The sequence below is a fragment of the Micromonospora sp. NPDC006431 genome (assembly GCF_042870725.1).
Classification (GTDB): Bacteria; Actinomycetota; Actinomycetes; order Mycobacteriales; family Micromonosporaceae; genus Micromonospora.
This window is the reverse complement of record NZ_JBIAHQ010000002.1, coordinates 252,008-271,995: the sequence shown is the minus strand read 5'-3', so window position 1 is coordinate 271,995 and position 19,988 is coordinate 252,008. Positions and strand designations below refer to the sequence as shown.

Here is a 19,988-nt window from a genome sequence, read left to right as displayed (position 1 = left end):
CCTCCTGACGAAGGCGGAGTGAACTGTTCGGCCGCTACGAACTTGATGACGTGAATGGATCGCGGCGAGAGCCGACTGCCCAGCCGAGGAAGCGGGCGTAGAGCTGCCCCGGCGTCGGCCCGTCCTGCGGGTGCAGGAGGTGTAACTCGCCGGCCGCGTCGTGCAGCATCCCGCCCAGGTAGACCAGCAGCGCCACCCGGTCGTCGACGTACTCGCGGAGCAGGGTGAGCCGCGCGATCGGGCATGGCCAGGGCGCGGCGCAGGCCCGGCAGAGCCAGAGCGGCCGGAGCGGCGTGTGCGGCCGACTCACCACCGGCCGCCGTTGGCCCGCCAGGTCTGCGCCGGGGTCAGCCAACCGGCCCGCCCGACCTGCGGGTTCGCCCGGGTGGCCTCGTCCCACCACCGGCTGTTCGGCGGCGGCGCGGGCGGCTCGGTGGGGATCGGCGAGTGCCGGTCCGGGCAGGCGGTCCAGCGCAGGCCGCACGAGCACCAGCGCCGCCCGCGTCGCCAGGTCCGCCGGTGCCGGGGCGCGAGCGGCACCGGCGCCGCGTTCCGTCGTGGCCACATCGTCAGCACCCCCCATCGGGTACACGGACCAGCAGCTCACCGTGGGCCTGCAGCTCGTCGATCACCATCCAGGGCATCGGCGGCTCGCCGAGCACCTTCTCCATCGCGTCCACCGGTTGGTCGACCACTGACCGCACGCTGCTCCGCCTCCTCTTGGATGCGGCGCCGAGACGGGCGGGGTCGACCGTGCGCGCGCATGGCCGGCCGGAGCCCGGCACCCGCCCCGGGCCTGCTCACGAGCCCGTCGACACCGGGTCGCGGGCATGGGTGGCACCCGGCCGACTACCGGGGGAGTACTCGGCCGGGTGGTCCTACGGGACGACCAGCTCCGGGTTTGCAGACCAGGAGGAGCCGGTCGAGCCGAGCCTAGGATAGGCGCTTATATAAAGCAAGGGTATGGCTGGGCATTGGTTGCCATAACAAGCTGGCTCGTGCTCAAATGGCGGTGCAGACCAGGGAGAACAGATGCCCGCCAAGCCCAAATGGGCGCAGCTTGCGGACCACATCCGTGGGCAGATCGCGTCCGGTGAACTCGCTCCGGGAGACAAGCTCCCGTCCACGGCTCAGCTCTGCCAGGAGCACGGAGTCTCGACCATCGTCGTCCGCCAGGCCATCTTCGCGCTCAGGACCGAGGGCCTGGTCGAGGGCGTCCAAGGCGTCGGGGTGTTCGTCGCCGAGGAGTTGCCGAACGCGCCCGACCGGTGAGCGCGGTGGATTCATGGGCATGACCCTGTGGTTCACCCGGGTGACGCCGCAGGAACTGGACCGGGCGATCGCGGACCCGGAGTGGGTGGCGGAATACCTGGACGGCGAGAACCTGCCGATCTGCTACCTCGAAAAGTCCTGGGCCGGCATCCAGTTCCTGCTGGACGCGGCCGAGGTGGGCGTCGACCTGTACGAGGACGGCTTCCTTATCGACAAGGAGTGCACCCTCCTGGGCTGGGACGACGGCATGGTCGCCGATGCCGCCCGGGCCCTGAGCGCGACGCCGTTCGAGGCGTTGGCCGGCCACTACGACCCGGCGAAGCTGAGCGCGGAGGAGATCTACCCGCATCGGCGGGTGTGGGAAGACGACCTCGACTACCTGCGGGACCACCACGAGGAACTGGTCCGGTTCTTCGCGGCGACCGCCGCCTCGGGCGGCGCGGCGATCCGGAGTTTCAGCTTCTGACGGAGCGCGTGTTCACCGTGCCGGGGGTGGTTTCGCGCAGTACGGTGTCGAGCACCTGGGCGACGCCGTCCGCGTCGATCGGCGCCGCCGGGTTCATCTCGTACTGATGAAGCGCCTGCCGGACCGCGGTCAGTGACGGGTCGCGGTCGAGTGCCCACCCGGCGGCCTGGGCCTTGGCGCAGTGCCTGCCCTCGACCGCGAAGCGCCAGATCCGGCAGGCGGTGAGGACCATGAGCGCGGCGTCCTCCGCGTCGTCGGTGCGTGACTGCCAGGTCGTCAGCCAGTACCGGCCGCGCTCGTGGAGCCACTCGCCCGGCACCGGCGCGAGCGCCTCGTCCGGCTGAGCACCGCGGAGCGCGTGCCCGTCGGCGCGCGCCATCGACAGTTCGGCCGGCAGGTCGGGGGCGGCGGGCACCCGGCGGTCGACCTCGAACCCGACGGACGAGCCGTCGTACCGGCCGACGTGCAGCTCCAGCGGGGGCACCGGCGTCGGCGCGCCGGCCACCGCGGCGGTCACGACGTGCAGGTCGATGCCGGCCGCACTGTCGAGCCGGGCGTGGCGCACCCGGTCTGTCAGGGCGTCGAGCTGCGGGTCGGACAGTCCGCCGTCGACGACGACGAGCAGGTCGATGTCACTGCGACCGGGGCGGAAGCCGCCGGCCGCCAGTGATCCGTGCAGGATCATCGACCGGAGCGCCTCGTCGACGATGTCCACAACGGACCCGGCCAGTTCCTCCGCAGCGGTCCGGGCGGAGATTTCGTCAACGCGTGCCACCCGGACTTTCTAGCAGGCGTCCCCATATCGGCCTGGCTGTGTGCCCTCCCGCCGTGGCAACCCTGCCGGCCGAGGTTGCCGCTGCCCCCGCCGGAGGGCTTGCCCGAATTTCCCGATAGGCCTTCCGGGGCAGATGCATCCAGTGCTATCTATATAGATCTGAATCATTCCTTCGCCCCCCCTCGGAGGATCCCGTGCTCAGATCCCGCCTCGCAACCCTCACCATGAGCCTGGCGACGGCGCTTGCCAGCGTTATCGCGCTGGCCACGCCGGCCCAAGCGGCCTCCACCGTCCGATACGTCGCCCTCGGCGACTCGTACGCCTCCGGCGTGGGCGCCGGTAACGAGAGCGGCTCGTGCCGCCGCAGCCCCAACGCCTACCCGTCGCTGTGGGCCACGGCCAACGCTCCCGCGTCGTACACCTTCGTGGCCTGCTCGGGTGCGACCACGACGAGCGTGCGCGACACCCAGCTGGGCTACCTGTCGACCAGCACCACGCTGGTGAGCATCACCGTCGGTGGTAACGACGTCGGGTTCAGCGACGTCATGACCACCTGCGTGGTGTACGGCGAGTCGGCGTGCATCGCGGCCGTCAACGCGGCCGAGGACAAGGCTCGCACTGAGCTGCCGCCGAAGCTGAACAACCTGTACCAGGCGATCCGCGCACGTGCGCCGTCCGCCCGCGTGGTGGTCATCGCCTACCCGGTCTTCTACCGGATCGACACCTACTGCGCCGGCCTCAGCGACGCGTCCCGCACGAAGATCAACGAAGGCATCAACCTCCTGGACGACATCACCAAGAATGCCGCTGTCCAGAACAGCTTCGTCTTCGCCGATGTCCGCCCGATTTTCCGGGGCAACGAGCTCTGCGCCTACGGCGAGAAGTGGCTGCACGCGTTGAACTGGGCCGACACGAGCATTTCGTACCACCCGACGGCCGCCGGGCAGTCCGGCGGTTACTACCCGACCTTCGCCCGGGCCGTGTGACGGGTCCGGCTTCTCGTGGTCAGCGGTCCCGCCGCTGACCACGGGACGGTCGGCGAACCGCGACCGAGTTCGCGTGTACGTGGCCGCCGATCAGACGTCGGTGCGGGGATGTGGCGGTGTCTGGGCGGGTGGGACACCGCCACATCGGCGAATCGGGGGTGGATCAGGACAACGCGGCCAGGTGGGGGAGGAGCGGGGCCAGGGCGTCGACGGCATCGGCGCGTACCACGAAGCGGGTGATCCCCCAGCGGCGCTGGTGGTCCGCGACCGCCGCGACGATCTCCTCGGCCGTGCCGATCAGCACGAACGGCGTGGCGAGCAGCTCGCCGGTGGTGAGGCCGGCGTGCTCGGCGAACCGCACGGCGGCGGCCTCGGCGTCGTCGGTCACGGTGACCTGCTGGACCAGCGCCTCCAGCACGGGCGGCGTGTCGCGGCCAGCGGCACCGGCCGCCACGTGGGCAAGCTGCGCCTCGATCTGGTCGGCCCGCCACCGCACCTCGTGCGTGTGGCCGTCGGGGAGGGTACGGCCGGCGCCGAACAGGCCCACCACGTCGGCGTGCGCGCCGGCCCAGCGCAGCAGCGTCGAGTTGGACGTACCGATGGTGAGCGGGACCGGGTCCTGCACCGGCCTCAGCTCGGTGAGGCGCGCGGCGTGGGCGACCAGGTCTGGGCTGTCCACGGTGACCTCCTTGCCAGCCAGCAGGTCGCGCACGGCCTCGGCCACGGCGATGCAGCGGCGCACCCGGCCGGGCACGTCGGGGCGCTCGCGGCCGACGGCCCGCCACTCGGCCGGGGTGTGGCCGGCGCCGACGCCGAGCCGGGCCCGCCCGCCGGAGACCACGTCGAGGGTGGCCACGTCGGTGGCCAGCAGGATGGGCTCCCGGACCCCGGCGTTGGAGACGTACGAGCCGAGGCCCAGCGTCGAGGTCACCGCCGCCGCGGCGGCGAGCGCCACGAACGGCGACGCGCCGTGGCCCGGGTGGTCGGCGGCGAACAGGGCGTCGAAGCCGGCCGCCTCGACCCGGCGGGCCAGGTCGAGCCAGCTCGCGGCGTCGGTCGGTCGGGCCTGGACGGAGAAGGTCACCATCGCCCCAGCATGGTGCGTCCCCACCTGCGCCGGCCAGCCCACGCAGGCCGATTCTGCCAACGGGCGAATCTGCCCGCGTGCCCCCTTCGGGGAGCAACTTCGGGGAAAGCGCTGCCTGCCGGCGCCCGGAGGCAGCAACCTCCCCGAAGGTGCGCCTCCGAGGTCAATCCGCGACCGTCGGGACGTCCATGCCGAACAGTTCGTGGGGCGTGCCGGCGGTCAGCGCGTCGAGGGCGGCGACCAGCTTCCGCTCCTCGTAGCTGAAGTGCGACTCGAGCAGCGCGGCGAGGCCGTCCAGCTCGGCCCGGACCGCCGGCCCGTCGGCCGCCCCGGCGAGCAGGGCGTCGACCCGGCGCAGCAGGTCCGCCACCACCCGGTGGTCCTCGCTCAGTTGGGCGAGGACGGGGCGCAGCTCGGGCACCTGCTCGGCCAGGACGCGGAACGCGCCGGCGTCCTCGCCGGTGTGGTGCCGGTCCAGGGCTGCACAGAAGCCGACGCAGTGGGCCCGTAGCTCGCGGGACAGGCCGGCACCGGCGCCGTCGGGGGAGTCGAGGCTCGCGCGGAGCCGGGCCAGCTCCTCGCGGAGCCAGTGGTGGATCTCGATCAACTGGGTGCCGAGGGCGGTCAGCCGCTCGGCCGGTGAGTGGGATGGGTGCACATGGTCCCCTGCTCTCCCGCGCCTCCATGCCCTCGACGGCCTTCGTGCCGGGTGCACCGCGACGCTACGCCGCACCCTACGCGACCCGGCTGCCGTACGCCGCCCCGCGTCACTCGCCCTCGTCCCGCTCGTCCGGCTCGTGCCAGCGGGCCCGGTAGGCGGCCTCGTGCGCCTCGTGGGCGGTCCGTTCCTCGAAGATCAGCTTGCGCAGCGCCGTCCGGCCCTCTTCGAAGATCACCACCTCGGCGGCCACCATGCCCACGCAGATCACGGTCAGCAGTGCCAGGGTGCCCAGCGCCGGCAGCTGGTTGACCAGCGGGGGGCAGACGGCAAGCAGCCCGAGGGTGCCGACCCGGGTCCAGCTCAGGGTGTGCAGGGTCCGCAGCTGGAACAGCATGTTGCCGCAGAGGTACAGGAACACCCCGCCGAAGAGCAGCGGCTCGGCCGGGCCGCGGGCCGGCGCCCAGTCGGAGACGTTCGGGCTGGTGATCTGGTGCACGACCTGCTCGGCACCGAGCGCGAACAGGATGATCCCGGCGATCATCGGCAAATAGCAGTACGCGTATGCGTCCCGGGCCATGGTGAGCCGGGGTTTGCCCTGTGCCGAGTGCAGTGCGATCCGGGCGGCCGGCCCGATCATGTCGTAGTGCGCCCACCAGAGCGCGGCGGTGAAGAAGATGCTGAGCACCGCCGCCCCCACCGCTGGCAGGGTGGGTGGCTGCCCGATCAGGTTGCTCCCGACGCCGACCGAGATGACCGACTCGCCCAGGGCGATGATCAGGATCAGGTCGTACCGTTCGGTCCAGTGCTCGGCCGAGGCGATGCCCCAGCCCGAGGCGCTGGCGAGTTGGCCGGTGGTGTACTGGAGCAGCACGGCCAGGCCCCACAGCCCGTCCCGGACCACTGGCGCCGCGGCGGAGTCGTGTATCGCCCCAGGGATGAGCGCGGCGGCGAGCAGCAGCAGGGTGCTGCCGATCAACTCCGGGGCCAACTTCAGCACCTGTCGGCGTTCGTCCGGGCTGCCCCGCATCGCCTGCAGGAGGAGCAGCACGTGGACCAGGCGGAACACGATGTAGCTGACCGCCGCCACGACCGGCCCGGCGGCGTTGCCCCGCACGTCGTGGAACGCCTGCGGCAGCGACAGGGCGAAGGTGAACAGCGCCGCCATGCCGACCGTCATCAGCACCGGCACGAAGCCCTCGCCGAGCCGGACCCGGGTGGCGACCACGCTGTGCAACACCCACGACCACCAGAGCACCGCGAGGACCAGCAGGGCGTGCAGCAGCGCCCCGCCGCTGACATCCCGCGCGGTGGACCGGGTGATGATGAAGAACGAGAAGACGAAAACCAGGTCGAAGAAGACCTCGAACCGGTCCACCCGGGCCGCGGGGGCCATGGGCACGGCGGGCCCCAGGCGCCTCCGCCACCCGAAGCCGCTCACCCGACGAGTCTCTCAGCGGCCGGGCGCTTCGGCGCCGGATTCCGATACAACGAAGGGCGCGCGGCTCAAGCCGCGCGCCCTTCGTCGTCAGGGCGTCAGAGCCCCAGCTCGGCCTCGAAGTTGCCGGCCTCCAGCCGCTCCTTGACCGCGACGAGGAAGCGGGCCGCGTCCGCGCCGTCGATCAGCCGGTGGTCGTACGACAGGGCCAGGTAGACCATCGAGCGGACCGCGATGACCTCGCCCAGCTCCGGGTCGTTGACCACGACCGGACGCTTCACCACGGCACCCGTGCCGAGCATCGCCGACTGCGGCGACGGCACGATCGGGGTGTCGAAGAGGGCGCCCCGGCTGCCGGTGTTGGTCAGCGTGAAGGTCGCCCCGGCGATCTCGTCCGGGCTGATCTTGTTGGTCCGGGTGCGCTCGGCCAGGTCGGCGATCCGCTTGGCGATCCCGCCCAGGTTCAGGTCGCCGGCGCTGTGGATGACCGGCACCATCAGGCCCCGCTCGGTGTCCACGGCGATGCCGAGGTGCTCCGCGTCCGGGTAGGTGATCGTCCCGCCGTCGAGGTCCATGCTGGCGTTGACGATCGGGTAGGTCTGCAGCGCCTCGACCGCCGCCAGGGCGAAGAACGGCAGGAAGGACAGCTTCACGCCGTGCCGCTGCAGGAACGAGTCCTTCGCCTGCGCCCGCAGCTTGGCGACCTTGGTGACGTCCACCTCGATCACCGTGGTGAGCTGCGCCATCTCGTGCAGCGACTCCTGCATCCGCTTGGCGATGACCGCGCGGATCCGGGGCAGCTTCTCGGTGGTGCCGCGCTTCGCGCTCGGCTGCGGCTTTGCGGCCGGCTTCGCCGGGACCCCCGGAACAGCCGGGGCGGCGGGCTGCGGGGCCGGCGCGGCCTTGGCGGCCTTCGCCTTCTCGGCCGCCTCCAGGACGTCCTGCTTGCGGATCCGCCCGCCGACGCCGGTGCCGTTCACCGAGGACAGGTTCACCCCGTGCTCGGCGGCCAGCTTGCGGACCAGCGGGGTCACGTAGCCGGCGGCCTCCTCGCCGCCACCCTGGACGGGGGCGGTCGGACGCTGCGGGGCGGGGGCCGGCGCGGCCGGCTGCGCGGCCTGCTCGGCCCGCATCGGCTGGGCGGCGGTCTCCGCCTCCGGGGCCGGCTGGTTGTACGACACGCCCGGGGTCGGCTCCTCGGCCTTCGGCGCCGGCTGGGCCGGGGTCGGCGGCGCGGGCTTGGCCTCGGGCTGCGGCGCGGGCTTGGCCTCGGGCTGCGGCGCAGCCGGGGTGGCGCCGGCCGCACCGATGATCGCCAGGTCGGCGCCGACCTCGGCGGTCTCGTCCTCGGCGACCTTGATCTCCAGCAGCGTGCCGGCGACCGGCGACGGGATCTCCGTGTCGACCTTGTCGGTGGACACCTCCAGCAGCGGCTCGTCGACCTCGACGCTGTCGCCGACCTGCTTGAGCCAGCGGGTGACCGTACCCTCGGTGACGCTCTCCCCGAGGGCCGGCATCTTGACCGGGGTGCCCGCGCCCGACGGCGCCGGGGCCGCCTGGGCCGCCGGCTGCTCGACGGCCGGCTGCTCCGCCTCGGCCTGGGGCTCGGCGGCGGCCTCCTCGGCCTCCTCGGCCGGAGCCGCCTGCGGCGCGACCGCCCCGCCGGCCTGCTCGCCCTCGCCGGCGATGACCGCCAGCTCGCTGCCGACCTCGGCGGTCTCGTCCTCGCCGACCACGATCCGGCTCAGCACGCCCGCCGCGGGCGACGGGATCTCGGTGTCCACCTTGTCCGTGGACACCTCCAGCAGCGGCTCGTCGACCTCGACGGTGTCGCCCTCCTGCTTGAGCCAGCGCGTGACGGTGCCCTCGGTGACGCTCTCACCGAGCCGGGGCATGGTGACCGATACCGGCATGTTCTCCAGACTCCTTCATTCCCCTGGTGGGATCATCGCCCGTCGCCGGACGCCGCGGTTGTCGTGGTCAGTTGTGCGCGTGCAGCGGCTTGCCGGCGAGGGCCAGGTGCGCCTCGCCCAGGGCCTCGTTCTGCGTCGGGTGGGCGTGCACGAGCTGCGCCACCTCGGCCGGGTACGCCTCCCAGTTGTAGATGAGCTGCGCCTCGCCGATCAGCTCGCCGACCCGCGCGCCGACCATGTGCACGCCGACCACCGGGCCGTCCTCGACCCGGACCAGCTTCACGTGGCCGGTGGTCTTGAGGATCTGGCTCTTGCCGTTGCCACCCAGCGGGTAGTTGTAGGTCTTGATCTTGTCGGCGCCGTACTGCTCCTTGGCCTTCGTCTCGGTCAGGCCGACCGACGCCAGCTCCGGGTCGCAGTAGGTGACCCGCGGGATGCCGGCCTCGTCGATCACGGCCGGGTTCTGGCCGGCGATCTCCTCGGCGACGAAGATGCCCTGCTGGAAGCCGCGGTGCGCGAGCTGCAGGCCGGGCACGATGTCGCCGACCGCGTAGACGTTCGGCACGCTGGTGCGCAGCCGCTCGTCGGTCAGCACGTAGCCGCGGTCCATCTTGACGCCCTGCTCCTCGTAGCCGAGGTTGGCGGTGTTCGGCCCGCGCCCGACGGCGACCAGCAGGAGCTCGGCCTCGACGGTGTCGCCACCCTGGATGGTCAGCCGGACGCCGTTCTCGGTCTTCTCGACCTTCTCGAACGGCTTGCCGACCTTGAAGTTGATCTTCCGCTTGCGGAACGCCCGCTCCAGCGCCTTGGACGACTCCTCGTCCTCTGCGGCGACCAGGCGGGGCAGCGCCTCGACGATGGTCACGTCGACGCCGAAGGACTTCCACACGCTGGCGAACTCGACGCCGATCACGCCGCCGCCGAGCACGATCGCCGAGGCCGGGACCCGGTCCATGACCAGGGCGTGGTCACTGGTGATGATCCGCTCGCCGTCGATCTCCAGGCCGGGCAGGCTCTTCGCGTACGAGCCGGAGGCCAGGACGACGTTGCGGCCGGTGTAGCGCTTGCCGTCGACCTCGACGGTGTTCGGCGCGACCAGCTTGCCGGCGCCCGCCACGAAGGTGATGTTCTTGGCGCCGCCCACCAGGCCCTGGAGGCCCTTGTAGAGCCGCGAGATCACGCCGTCCTTGTACGAGTTGACCGCGGCCATGTCGATGCCGACCAGCTCGGCCTTGACGCCGAACTGCTCCGACTCGCGGGTCTGGTCGGCGATCTCGGCGGCGTGCAGCAGGGCCTTGGTCGGGATGCAGCCGTTGTGCAGGCAGGTGCCCCCGAGCTTGCCCTTCTCGATCAGGGCCACGGACAGGTTCAGCTGGGCGGCGCGCAGCGCGGTCGCGTAGCCGCCGCTACCACCTCCGAGGATCACGATGTCGAAGGTTGCGTCGTTCGGCTCGCTCACGTCCAACTCCCAGGTCGCGTCACTGCTTCGGGGGTTACGGTGGAGTAACAGGCACACCCCACCTCGGTCATCTTGTCACCACCGCCGACGAAGCGCGTAGTGAGGTGCCCAACGACACGTCGCCGCCACGTACGCTTGGCACCGTCTTCGATGACGTACGGGGAGGGGTTGGGCGCGGTGGGACTGTTCCGACGACGCAAGCGGACGGACGCGGTGAGTCGCGACCGCGTCGGTCAGCGCGCCGATCTGGACCACCTTGAGAACTTTGTCCGCACCCGGCGTGGCGTCGAGGCGTACCTCGAGCCCCGGACCACGGTCACCGAGACCACCGTCATGCTCATCGCCGACGACGGCGAGTGGACCCGGCGGCGGGTCGGCAGCCCGGAGGAGGCGCGCCGCTTCGCCCACAAGCTCGCCATCCCGATCTACGACGTCCGGCTGATGGGCTATCCGCAGCGCATGCGCGACTACAACGAACGCCGCAAGCGCCGCCCCGAACTCTTCTGACGCCCGCTCCTTCAGCGCTGAGGCGGCAACGCCGCGGAAGTCGCCGCACGCGTCCGGACCCGGCAACCTCCCCGAAGTCGCGCGGCTCTTCCAGCGGGCAGACGCGCGGACGGGGTGCCCCCGGAAGGGGGCACCCCGTCGACAAGAGGTGAGGGTCAGCCGTTGGCGGCGACGTCCTCGACCAGGTGGACCAGGGTGCGGACCGGGACGCCGGTGCCGCCCTTGGTCCAGTAGCCCGTCGCCTCGCCCGAGTGGTAGCCGGGGCCGGCGATGTCGATGTGCGCCCAGGCCACGTCCTCGGTGACGAACTCGCGCAGGAAGACGCCGCCCTGGAGCATGTGACCGGCCCGGTCCATGCCGGCGTTGACCTGCGAGATGTCCGCCACGTCGGAGTCCATGCCCTTGCGCACGTCGTCCGGCAGCGGCATCGGCCAGGCCGGCTCGCCGGTGGCCTCACCGGCCGCCTGCACCCGTTCGCACAGCTCCGGGGTGCCCATCACGCCGGCGATCTTCTTGCCCAGCGAGATCACCTGACCGCCGGTCAGGGTCGAGGTCTCGAACAGGTAGTCGGCGCCGTCCTCGCAGGCCCGGGCGATGCCGTCGGCGAGGATCATCCGGCCCTCGGCGTCGGTGTTGAGCACCTCCACCTTCTTGCCGCTGTACATGGTGATCACGTCGCCCGGCCGGTAGCTGGTGCCAGACGGCATGTTCTCCGCCATCGGCAGGTAGCCGGTCACCGCCACGGACGGCTTGAGCGCCGCGACCGCCAGCATGGCCGCGCCGACCGCCGCCGCGCCGGCCATGTCGGACTTCATCTCCCACATGCCCTGGGCCGGCTTGATCGAGATGCCGCCGGTGTCGAAGGTGATGCCCTTGCCGACCAGCGCCACCCGCTTGCAATTGCCGCCACCGTCCGGGGTGTAGGTCAGCTTCACCAGCCGCGGCGGGGCCTCCGAGCCCTGCCCGACGGCGAGGATGCCGCCGTACCCGCCGGAGGACAGGGCCGCCTCGTCGAGCACCTCGACGCCGAGCCCGGCCTCCCGGGCGGCGGCGGCCACGGCCTCGGCGAACGCCGGCGGGCGCAGCTCGTTCGGGGCGGTGTTGACCCAGTCCCGGCTGGTCAGCACCGCGCCGGCGACCGCCAGGGCCCGGGTGACCTCGGCCTGCGCGGTCGCGTCGGCGGCGTCCGGCACGGCGATCAGCACGTCGGCCACCGGCTCGCGCCGGCCGGGCTGCGGCTTGGTCTTGTAGCCGGCGAACCGGTACCCGCCGAGCAGCGCACCCTCGGCGACCGCGCGCAGCGCGGCCGGGGCGTCGGCGTCGTCGGGCAACGGCAGGGCGAGCGCGACGCGCGGCGCGCCGGCCAGGGCGCGCACCGCCGCGCCGGCGGCCCGGCGCAGGGCCTCCGGGGCGGGGGCCGCGCCGGACGGCTCGGGGCCGAGGCCGACGGCGGTGACCACCGGGGCGGTGATCGTGCCCAGCGTGGCCAGCTTGATCACCTCACCGGGGCCGCCGGTCGCGCCGAGCAGTGCCAGCGTCTCGGTCAGCTTGCCGTCGAACGCGGCGGCGATGCTCTCCGCGCCGCTGGCCAGCAGCAGGGCGCCGGCGGGTGAGCCCGAGCTCTGCTCTGCGGTCTGGCTGTGCACGCCGATCACGATCGCGTCGACGGTGAGTTCGGCGGGGTCGGTGTCGACCAGGCTGAGGGTGGTGCGGGGCGATGTCACTGAAGCTACTCCGGGCGGGCCGGGCCGGCCGCGGGGTCGCGTACCGGCGATGAAGGTCTCCGGCGGCAACCTACCCGCCGGACGCGTTGCTGTCCCGCCGATGGGCTCCGACGGGTCCCGCCGATGCTAACCAGGCGTTCAGGTGACGGTAAGTTGCCACCCATGACCGAGGTGACCTCCGACGCCGCCGCGACCCGGCTGCGCCGTTCCCCGTTGCACGAGCGGCACACCGCCGCCGGCGCCAAGTTCGCCCCCTTCGGCGGCTGGGAGATGCCGCTGGAGTACGCCGGTGGCGGCGTGCTCAAGGAGCACACCGCGGTACGTACCGGGGTGGGTGTCTTCGACGTCTCGCACCTCGGCAAGGCCCGGGTCGCCGGGCCGGGCGCCGCCGACTTCGTCAACGCCTGCCTCACCAACGACCTCGGCCGGATCGCTCCCGGCAAGGCGCAGTACACGCTCTGCTGCGACGACGCGACCGGCGGCGTGCTGGACGACATCATCGCCTACCTGCACGCCGACGACCACGTCTTCCTGATCCCGAACGCGGCGAACACCGCCGAGGTGGTCCGCCGGCTGCGCGTCGCCGCGCCGGCCGGGGTGGCCGTCTACGACGAGCACGAGGAGTACGCCGTCCTCGCCGTGCAGGGGCCGCGTTCGGCGGAGCTGCTCGCCGCGCTGGGCCTGCCCACCGAGCACGACTACATGAGCTTCTCGGCGGCGACGCTGGACGGCGTCGAGCTGACCGTGTGCCGTACCGGCTACACCGGCGAGCTGGGCTACGAGCTGGTCGTACGGGCCGAGCACGCGGTCGCCGTCTGGGACGCGCTGTTCGCCGCCGGGGCCGCGTACGAGCTGCGGGCCTGCGGGCTGGCCGCGCGGGACACCCTGCGCACTGAGATGGGATACCCGCTGCACGGGCAGGACCTCTCGCTGGAGATCACCCCGGTGCAGGCCCGCTCCGGCTGGGCGGTGGGCTGGGACAAGCCAGCCTTCTGGGGCCGGGACGTGCTGCTCGCCGAGAAGGCCGCTGGCCCCCGGCGTACGCTGCGCGGGCTGGAGGCGGTCGACCGGGCGATTCCGCGCCCGGGGATGGCCGTGTACGCCGGCGACACCCGGGTCGGCACGGTCACCAGCGGCACGTTCAGCCCGACGAAGAAGCAGGGCATCGCGCTCGCCCTGATCGACACCGAGCCCAAGCTCGCCGACGGCGAGGTCCTCGAGGTCGACATCCGCGGCCGCCGCGCCCCCCTGCGCCTTCACCGCCCACCCTTCGTCCAGCCCTCGGTCCGCTGACCTGTTGCGTTGATCATGAGGTTGGCGGCGATGTCGATCTCCGTTGACGCCGCCAACCTCATGATCGACGGAGAAACGGGCGTCAGTCGGCGGTGGGGGGTTCGCCGGCGTCCAGGACCGCCTGGGTCCAGCCGCCCTCGATGACGCCGGTGCTGTCGAGCAGGGCCCAGTCGACGACATCCGTCGCCGCCACGACCACCGGGGCGCCGATCCGGACCGTGGGGTCGGTGGCGGCGTCGCTGGCACTGGCCCCGACGATCCGCTCCGGGCTATCCCAGGACGTCACCCCGGCCCAGACGAACTCGGGACCCTCGTCGCCGGGCAGGCCGTACTTCACCACGAGCTGGGTCTCGGCGGGCAACTGACCGGCGAGGAAACGGGCTCGGATGTCGCCCAGGCCGGCCCGGGCGGTGGCGATCGCCCGGCTCATCGCGTCGCCCGACCGGGCGTACCGGACGTCCGGCTGGATGCCGTTGAACAGGGTGGCGCAGGCGGCGGCGAAATAGCGGCCGGCCGGGCCGGGATGCCCGGGCGGCGGGTTGAGGCTGAGGAACGAGTCGGCGTCCGGGTCGGTGGCCGGGTCCAGCTCCAGCCGCAGCAGCACCGGCGCGGTCGCACCGTGCTGCTCCGGATTGCCGTACGCCACCGCGATGTCGTGCCCGGTCACCGTGGCCAGCACCGGGAGCTGCACGAACGCGGGCACCTCCTCGCCGGCCAGCCCCTCGGTCCAGTCCCGCAGCAGCCGCCGGGCGGCACCGGTCATCACCGCGCCCCAGGCCCGGGTCAGGTGGTCCGGCACCCCCTGGGCCTGCAGCTCCAGCAGCCCGAACCGGCGCAGCCCCTTGGTGGTGAACCACAGCCCGTCGGCGTCCGACGAATACGGCACCAGCACCCAGTCGACCAGCCGGATCCGGCCCTGCTCGTCGGGGAGCGAGCGCAGCGCGGCCGCCGGGTCGAGGAACTGGAGGCCGAAGACGTCCACCACGTCCCCGTCGACCGTCTCGGCGATCGCCGCGGCCACCGCCCGGGCCGCCCACTCGTGCGCCGGCGGCCAGCCCGGCCGGTATTCGGCCTGGACCACCACGAGGTGGGTGGCGGCGGCCAGCCGGGCCAGCTGGGCCTCGGTGGCGCCGAACGCGGTGAGCAGGTCCGGCGGCAGCTCGGGGAACTCGCCGATCGGCCGGGTGTCGACGCTCATCAGCGGGCTGTCCAGCATCTGCCGCGCCAGCCCGTGCACCGGCTCGGCGAGCCGCCCGGTCAGGCGCTCCACCGCCGTCTTCGGGCTGACCTTCGGCAGCCCCGCGATGGGCACCAGATAGGTCGCGTCCAGCGACTCCGGCACCGGTACGGGCAGGAAGTCGTCCGTGATGAGCATGTCGTCCCCCTCGACCGTGCCGGTGCCTCGTCCCGAACGCTACCTGCCCGGACGGGTGACGCTCAGCCGGACAGCGCCAGTCCCAGGTAGACCAGCGTGGTGGCGATCTCCACGGTGGCCCCGAGCACGTCCCCGGTGATCCCGCCGAGCCGGCGTACCACGTGGGTGCCGAGCCCGGCCGCGACGGCGAGCGCCGCGACGACGGCGAGTGGCCCCTGCCACGGACGGCCCGGCACCGCCGGCACGGCCAGCAGCGCGACGGCGGCCGTGCCGACCACCAGGGCGACCGGCCCCACCGTGCCGGCCACCAGCGCGCCCAGCCCCTCCGGCCGGGCCGCCGGCACCCCGCGCCGGCAGGCCAGGGCCACCCCGAGCCGGCCGGCGGCGGTGGCGGCGGCCACCGCGGCGAGCGCCGCCGGCCACGACCGCCCGGCCAGCTCCGCGAGCACCGCCGCCTGCAGCAGCAGTACGACCACCAGCGCGACCACCCCGAACGGGCCGACGTCCGGCTTCTTCATGATCTCCAGCGCCGCCGCGCCCCGCCGGTACGACCCCAGCGCGTCCACGGTGTCGGCCAGCCCGTCCAGGTGCAGGCCCCGGGTGAGCAGCGCGCCGAGCCCGACGGTGACCCCGGCGGCGACCAGCGGGGGAGCGAGGGCGGCGGTCAACAGCAGCACCGCCGCGAGGAACGCGCCCAGCAGTGCCCCGACCGCCGGGGCGAGCGCCATCGCGGTGCCGGCCGCCGCCCGGTCGACCCGACCGGCCCGCACCGGCAGCGTGGTGAAGGTGGTGACCGCCAGCCGGATCCCGTCCGCGAACCGGGGCTCAGTCGGCACGCCGGTCGGCCGACTCCGGCACCGCGACCGGCTCGTCCGGCTCCGCGGTAACGGGCCTGCTGGGTCCCGGCCCGGCGGGCTCCGGCTCGGCGAACTCCGGCTCGGCGAACTCCGGCTCGTAGGGGGGCGGAACGGGCTCCGGCTCGGTGGTGGTGGGCCCGGGGCCGGCCGGCTCCGGCTCGGCGAACTCCTCGTCGTCCGCGCCGCCCCGCAGTGCCGGGTGCACCGGCAGGCCGGCGGCGAGCGCCAGCATCGAGTTCAACAGCGGCAGGGTGGCCAGCGCGGTGGCCCCCTCGCCCAGGTTGAGCCGCAGGTCCACCAGCGGGGTCAGGCCGAGCACGTCGGCGGCGAGCCGCACGGCGGGCTGCCCGCCGTGGTCGGGCAGCAGGCACCAGTGCCGGGCCTGCCCGGCCAGGTCGCGGCTGACCAGGCCGGCGGCCACCCCGACCGGCCCGTCCAGCAGCACCGGTATGCGGCGGGCGGTCGCCCCGAGCAGCACGCCGGTGGCCATCGCGATGTCGCCGCCGCCCAGCTCGGCCAGCACCTCCTTGGCGTCGCGCGAGCTGCGGCGGGTGCGGTGCAGGGCGTCCCGGACCGCCGCGCAGCGGGCCATCCAGGCCGCGTCGTCGATCAGGCCCTGCTCGCTGATCACCCGGCCCAGCACCGCCGGGGGCTCCGCGCCGGCCGTCGCCGCCAGCACCGCCGCGGCCGCCGCCTCGGTGCCCGCGCCGCACGCCGCCAGCACCAGGACGTGTACGCCCGCGTCGGCGGCCTGTTCGGCCAGCCGCCAGCCGTACCGCAGGGCCGACTCGACCTGCTCGGCGGAGAGCGCCGGCCCGTCCTCCATGGCGGCGGAGGCGGGCGCCTCGACCACCTGGAGGCTGGCCCCGCACTCGGCGGCGAGCCGGGCGAGCGCCCCCTGGCCGGCCCGGGCCTGCCGGGCGCGGCGGGCCGACTCGCCGGAGGCCACCCCGGCCGACGCTCCGCCGGCGTGGTCACCGTGCAGCAGCAGGACGCGCACCGAGTTCCACGGCGCGGGGGTCGGGGTGCCCTGGGTGGCGGCGGCGAAGCCGACCACCCGGTCCAGCACGCCGAGGCCGGCGCCGGGGAGGTCCAGGGTGGCGAGCCGGTCGATCGCCTGCGGGCCCGCGTACTCGTCGGGCATCGGCAGTTCCATGCCGGGCTGGATGACCAGGCCGGTGGCGATCATCGGCAGCGCCATGGTGGGGGCGGCCCAGGCGGTGGGCTCCCCTGCGGGGGCGGGGCTCGGTGCGGGCGCCACGGCCGGGGTGAGCACCTCGGGCAGCGCCTCGTCCGGCTGCGCCGGCGCGGCGGGGGCGCCCGCCTGGCCGGGGCCGGCCGGCCCCGGCACGGTGGGGCGCGGCGGCGCGCCGGCCGGCTTCAGCCACGCGGCCTGACCGGCCAGCACCAGCACCACCGCGTCGCAGGCGTCGGCGACCGCCCGGTTGGTCGCGCCGAGCGCGTCGGTGAACGCCCGGCCCAGCGGGGTGGTCGGCACCAGGGAGAGCCCCACCTCCGGGCTGACCAGCACCAGCCGGGCGGCGCTGCCGCGGACCGCCGCCGCCAGCTCGGCGATGGTGGCGGAGTCGTCGGCGGGCTGGTGGGCCGGGTCGAGCAGCACGGTCACCCAGCCGCCCAGGTCGTCCACGAGCAGCGTCTCGTTCGGCCCGGCCGCCGCGATCACCTCGGCCAGCCGGCCCGGGTCGGCGGCGGTCTCCTCGGTGGTCCAGCTCCCCGGCCGGCGGGCCCGGTGCGCCGCCAGGCGGGTCGCCCACTCGGTGTCCTCCGGGTCCCCCTCGGGGGCGGTGGCCACGTACCGGACCGTGGGCGCGTCGGCGACCAGCGATTCCGCGAACTCGGACTTGCCGGACCGGATACCGCCGAGCACCAGGAGTGTGTTCCACCCGTCAACGGACATGCCCGTACCTTACGGCCGCCCGGCCGGTCACCGCCTGCCGGCCCGGACGCTGACCGGCGGGCCGTCCCGGGCGGCCGGGCGGGCTCAGCCGCAGTGCTCGAAGCCGCTGCCGTAGCTGGCCCCGCCGAGCGACCCGCCCCACTTCACGCAGGCCCCGGCGGCACCGGCCCGGACCGGCCCGGCGTAGTACTCGAACGCCCCGCGGTCGGTCTCGCGGGTCTTCCCCTGCACCTCCAGGTAGGCCGACACCGTGGTGGCCCGGCCGACGTCGGTGTCCTTGAGCGTGACCACGCAGTTGGCCCCGCTGGCCGTGTTGTAGAGCAGGTAGACCCGACCCTTGCGGACGCCGTTCGCGGTCAGCGTCGCCGAGTCGATCACCTGGTACCCGCTGCCGCACGCCTGTCCGGCCGTGTACGGGTTGGGCTTCTGCGGGGCGGTCGTGGTCTTCGTCGGCTTCGGTGCGCCGGTGGCGCCGCCGGTCGGTGCCGACGACGCGCCGGCCGACGGAACCGTGGTACCCGGCGCGGAGCGGCTCGGCGTGGCCGAGGGCGACCGGCCGGGCCGCCCGGTGGGGCTTGCCGGCGACTCGGGGGCCGCCCCGGTGGCCGACGGCTCCGGCTGCCCGGAGTCGGCCGGGGCCGACTCGCCGGTCAGCGCCGTCCGGCTGCCCGACGGGGCCTGGTCCTCGGGACCCAGCGCTGCCACCGCCCCGGCGGTCGCCAGCGCGACGAGGACGACGGCGGCCGCGCCCGCCAGGGCGAGGACCCGCCCCCGCCCCCGGCGCCCCGTCGACTCCTCCAGCGTCGGCGGTACGCCCGGGCCGGCGTGCCGGTCCTGCTCCGGGCCGTACCCGCCGGGGCGCGGACCGGGATGCGCGGCCCCGACCGACCAGGCGGGACCGGCCGGGGCCGGACTCGCGGGCCCGGCGGGCTGCCCGGCGGTGGGGTGGGCGCTCGGTCCGGACCGGCCACCGGGGCCGGCGCCCGCGCCGGCACCGGCGGCCGGGCTGACGCCGCCGACCGTGCCGGGGTGGGCCGGCCCCGGGCCGACCGTCGCGGCCGGGCCGGCATGCGCTGGGGCGGCACCCGGAGCGGCCGGCCCGACGCCACGCGCCGGACCAGCGGCGGGGCGCTCCGCCCCGCCCGGACCGGCGGGGGCGGCGGACACCGGGCCCGGGCCGGCCGGGAACCCGGCGTGGGCCGACCCGCCCGGCGGGGTACCGCCGGCGAGGCCCGGGGCCGCGGCGCCCGGACCGGCCGTGGCGGGCGAATCGGGAGCGGCCGGGGCGTCCGGCGTCGGGAGCACGGCGGGCCCCGGCACGGCCGGGCCGGCCACCGCCCACGGCGGGCGGGCCGGGACGGGCACGCTGGCCAGCGTGGCGTCCCGGACGTCCTGGGCGGCCTCGGCCAGGGCCAGCGCGGTCGGGTACCGGTCGGCGGGGCGCTTCGCCAGCGCCCGGCGGACCACCTCGACCACCGCCGGGGGCGTGCCCACCGGCAGCGGTGGCGGCTCGTCCTGGGCATGCCGCAGCGCCACCTGGAGCGGGTTGTCGCCGTCGAACGGCGGCCGGCCGGCCAGGCAGTAGTAGGCGACCGCGCCGAGCGCGTACACGTCGGTGGCGGCCGACACGGCCTGGCCGGTGGCCTGCTCCGGCGACATGTACGAGGCGGTGCCGAGCACCATGTGCGCGGCCGTGATCCCCGCCATGGTGCTGGCCCGGGCGATCCCGAAGTCGACCAGCACCACCGTGCCGTCCCGCTTGACCAGCAGGTTGCCCGGCTTGACGTCCCGGTGCACGATCCCGGCGAGGTGGGCGGCGTGCAGCGCGTGGGCGGCCTGCGCCACCACCGACATGGTGGACGCCGGGTCGAGCCGGCCGGCCTGGCGGATCCAGGCCACCAGCGGCTCGCCGTCGACGTACTCCATCACCAGGTAGCTGACCTGGCTGCCGTCGGCGAGCGTGGCGGAGCCGGCGTCGTGCACCTGCACGATGCCGGGGTGCCGCAGCGCGGCCAGCATCCGGGCCTCGGCCTGGAAGCGGGTGGTGAACTCGGGGTCGGCGACCAGCGACGGCAGCAGCACCTTCACCGCGACCTCGCGACCCAGCAGGGTGTCGGTGCACTTCCAGACGGCCCCCATGCCGCCGGTCGCGATGCGTTCGTTCAGCCGGTAGCGGTCGCGGAGCACGACTCCTTCAGTCAGCACCGGGCCACCGTACCGGCCGGCCGGCGGGCGCCATGATCCAGCGGCGGCCCCGTCC

Annotated in this window: 19 protein-coding genes; 5 read left to right on the top strand and 14 right to left on the bottom strand. The window is 74.3% G+C overall.

The annotated features are described in order from the left end of the window. Positions 1 to 34: 34 nt before the first annotated feature. Genes ACFYM6_RS04775 through ACFYM6_RS04765 form a run of 3 tightly spaced genes read right to left on the bottom strand, consistent with a single transcriptional unit; the run spans position 35 to position 695 of the window. Positions 35 to 310, bottom strand: coding sequence for a hypothetical protein (locus tag ACFYM6_RS04775; RefSeq protein ID WP_387272288.1), 276 nt, complete (start codon positions 308 to 310; stop codon positions 35 to 37). Beyond that, on the bottom strand, positions 307 to 567 hold the full coding sequence (locus ACFYM6_RS04770; RefSeq protein ID WP_387272286.1) for a hypothetical protein: 261 nt from the start codon (positions 565 to 567) through the stop codon (positions 307 to 309). Before ACFYM6_RS04770 ends, ACFYM6_RS04775 begins: the two co-directional genes overlap by 4 nt. A gap of 2 nt (positions 568 to 569) precedes the next feature. Continuing rightward, positions 570 to 695, bottom strand: a complete 126-nt coding sequence (locus ACFYM6_RS04765; protein ID WP_387272284.1) for a hypothetical protein — start codon at positions 693 to 695, stop codon at positions 570 to 572. A 337-nt stretch (positions 696 to 1,032) separates the two neighbouring features. Here ACFYM6_RS04765 and ACFYM6_RS04760 point away from each other — a divergent pair, with 337 nt between their 5' ends. Together ACFYM6_RS04760 and ACFYM6_RS04755 are read left to right on the top strand one after the other, a co-directional pair. Next, entirely contained in the window at positions 1,033 to 1,272 is a 240-nt protein-coding gene (locus ACFYM6_RS04760) for a winged helix-turn-helix domain-containing protein (protein ID WP_387272282.1), read from the top strand. 13 nt (positions 1,273 to 1,285) lie between these two features. Further along, on the top strand, positions 1,286 to 1,738 hold the full coding sequence (locus ACFYM6_RS04755; protein ID WP_387272280.1) for a YfbM family protein: 453 nt from the start codon (positions 1,286 to 1,288) through the stop codon (positions 1,736 to 1,738). Here the strand turns inward: ACFYM6_RS04755 and ACFYM6_RS04750 are convergent. Further along, positions 1,728 to 2,513, bottom strand: coding sequence for an aminoglycoside adenylyltransferase domain-containing protein (locus tag ACFYM6_RS04750; RefSeq protein ID WP_387272278.1), 786 nt, complete (start codon positions 2,511 to 2,513; stop codon positions 1,728 to 1,730). The genes ACFYM6_RS04755 and ACFYM6_RS04750 overlap by 11 nt on opposite strands. A 224-nt stretch (positions 2,514 to 2,737) precedes the next feature. Between ACFYM6_RS04750 and ACFYM6_RS04745 the strand changes: the two genes are divergently transcribed. Then, a complete protein-coding gene (locus ACFYM6_RS04745; RefSeq protein WP_387272276.1) occupies positions 2,738 to 3,499 on the top strand; it encodes an SGNH/GDSL hydrolase family protein in 762 nt (253 codons plus the stop codon). A gap of 163 nt (positions 3,500 to 3,662) precedes the next feature. Here ACFYM6_RS04745 and ACFYM6_RS04740 read toward each other — a convergent pair whose 3' ends face one another. The 5 genes from ACFYM6_RS04740 to lpdA all read right to left on the bottom strand — a co-directional run bounded on the left by ACFYM6_RS04740 (position 3,663) and on the right by lpdA (position 10,054). Beyond that, the gene (locus ACFYM6_RS04740; protein WP_387272274.1) at positions 3,663 to 4,586 is read right to left on the bottom strand and encodes an LLM class flavin-dependent oxidoreductase; all 924 of its coding nucleotides are present in this window, start codon (positions 4,584 to 4,586) and stop codon (positions 3,663 to 3,665) included. A gap of 163 nt (positions 4,587 to 4,749) precedes the next feature. Then, entirely contained in the window at positions 4,750 to 5,244 is a 495-nt protein-coding gene (locus ACFYM6_RS04735) for a hemerythrin domain-containing protein (protein WP_387272272.1), read from the bottom strand. Between the two features lie 109 nt (positions 5,245 to 5,353). Further along, on the bottom strand, positions 5,354 to 6,685 hold the full coding sequence (locus ACFYM6_RS04730; RefSeq protein WP_387272270.1) for a low temperature requirement protein A: 1,332 nt from the start codon (positions 6,683 to 6,685) through the stop codon (positions 5,354 to 5,356). A 95-nt stretch (positions 6,686 to 6,780) separates the two neighbouring features. After that, positions 6,781 to 8,595: a 2-oxoglutarate dehydrogenase, E2 component, dihydrolipoamide succinyltransferase gene (gene sucB, locus ACFYM6_RS04725; protein ID WP_387272268.1), complete on the bottom strand. Its 1,815-nt coding sequence runs from the start codon at positions 8,593 to 8,595 to the stop codon at positions 6,781 to 6,783. Positions 8,596 to 8,662: 67 nt separating this feature from the next. Further along, on the bottom strand, positions 8,663 to 10,054 hold the full coding sequence (gene lpdA, locus ACFYM6_RS04720) for a dihydrolipoyl dehydrogenase (RefSeq protein WP_387272266.1): 1,392 nt from the start codon (positions 10,052 to 10,054) through the stop codon (positions 8,663 to 8,665). Positions 10,055 to 10,231: 177 nt separating this feature from the next. On the opposite strand from lpdA, the gene ACFYM6_RS04715 reads away from it, so the two are divergent. Then, a complete protein-coding gene (locus ACFYM6_RS04715) occupies positions 10,232 to 10,561 on the top strand; it encodes a hypothetical protein (protein ID WP_387272798.1) in 330 nt (109 codons plus the stop codon). A 155-nt stretch (positions 10,562 to 10,716) separates the two neighbouring features. On the opposite strand, the gene ACFYM6_RS04710 is transcribed toward ACFYM6_RS04715, so the two are convergent. After that, a complete protein-coding gene (locus ACFYM6_RS04710) occupies positions 10,717 to 12,285 on the bottom strand; it encodes a leucyl aminopeptidase (RefSeq protein WP_387272264.1) in 1,569 nt (522 codons plus the stop codon). A 162-nt stretch (positions 12,286 to 12,447) separates the two neighbouring features. Between ACFYM6_RS04710 and gcvT the strand changes: the two genes are divergently transcribed. Beyond that, on the top strand, positions 12,448 to 13,578 hold the full coding sequence (gene gcvT, locus ACFYM6_RS04705; protein ID WP_387272262.1) for a glycine cleavage system aminomethyltransferase GcvT: 1,131 nt from the start codon (positions 12,448 to 12,450) through the stop codon (positions 13,576 to 13,578). Between the two features lie 82 nt (positions 13,579 to 13,660). On the opposite strand, the gene ACFYM6_RS04700 is transcribed toward gcvT, so the two are convergent. From ACFYM6_RS04700 to ACFYM6_RS04685, 4 genes are all read right to left on the bottom strand, one after another. After that, positions 13,661 to 14,953 (bottom strand): DUF2314 domain-containing protein, encoded by a 1,293-nt coding sequence (locus ACFYM6_RS04700; protein WP_387272260.1) that lies wholly within the window; start codon positions 14,951 to 14,953, stop codon positions 13,661 to 13,663. A 62-nt stretch (positions 14,954 to 15,015) separates the two neighbouring features. Then, a complete protein-coding gene (cobS, locus tag ACFYM6_RS04695) occupies positions 15,016 to 15,789 on the bottom strand; it encodes an adenosylcobinamide-GDP ribazoletransferase (RefSeq protein WP_387272258.1) in 774 nt (257 codons plus the stop codon). After that, complete coding sequence (locus tag ACFYM6_RS04690) at positions 15,779 to 17,728, bottom strand: bifunctional adenosylcobinamide kinase/adenosylcobinamide-phosphate guanylyltransferase (RefSeq protein ID WP_387272256.1); 1,950 nt, start codon at positions 17,726 to 17,728, stop codon at positions 15,779 to 15,781. Before ACFYM6_RS04690 ends, cobS begins: the two co-directional genes overlap by 11 nt. Positions 17,729 to 17,812: 84 nt before the next feature. Continuing rightward, a complete protein-coding gene (locus ACFYM6_RS04685) occupies positions 17,813 to 19,933 on the bottom strand; it encodes a protein kinase (RefSeq protein ID WP_387272254.1) in 2,121 nt (706 codons plus the stop codon). Positions 19,934 to 19,988: the final 55 nt, after the last annotated feature.

Excerpts from the sequence above, each read along its gene's own strand:
- ACFYM6_RS04770 (WP_387272286.1), bottom strand. The coding sequence starts at position 567 with ATGTGGCCACGACGGAACGCGGCGCCGGTGCCGCTCGCGCCCCGGCAC.
- ACFYM6_RS04760 (WP_387272282.1), top strand. The coding sequence starts at position 1,033 with ATGCCCGCCAAGCCCAAATGGGCGCAGCTTGCGGACCACATCCGTGGG.
- ACFYM6_RS04755 (WP_387272280.1), top strand. The coding sequence starts at position 1,286 with ATGGGCATGACCCTGTGGTTCACCCGGGTGACGCCGCAGGAACTGGAC.
- ACFYM6_RS04745 (WP_387272276.1), top strand. The coding sequence starts at position 2,738 with ATGAGCCTGGCGACGGCGCTTGCCAGCGTTATCGCGCTGGCCACGCCG.
- ACFYM6_RS04740 (WP_387272274.1), bottom strand. The coding sequence starts at position 4,586 with ATGGTGACCTTCTCCGTCCAGGCCCGACCGACCGACGCCGCGAGCTGG.
- sucB (WP_387272268.1), bottom strand. The coding sequence starts at position 8,595 with ATGCCGGTATCGGTCACCATGCCCCGGCTCGGTGAGAGCGTCACCGAG.
- gcvT (WP_387272262.1), top strand. The coding sequence starts at position 12,448 with ATGACCGAGGTGACCTCCGACGCCGCCGCGACCCGGCTGCGCCGTTCC.
- ACFYM6_RS04700 (WP_387272260.1), bottom strand. The coding sequence starts at position 14,953 with ATGCTCATCACGGACGACTTCCTGCCCGTACCGGTGCCGGAGTCGCTG.
- ACFYM6_RS04690 (WP_387272256.1), bottom strand. The coding sequence starts at position 17,728 with ATGTCCGTTGACGGGTGGAACACACTCCTGGTGCTCGGCGGTATCCGG.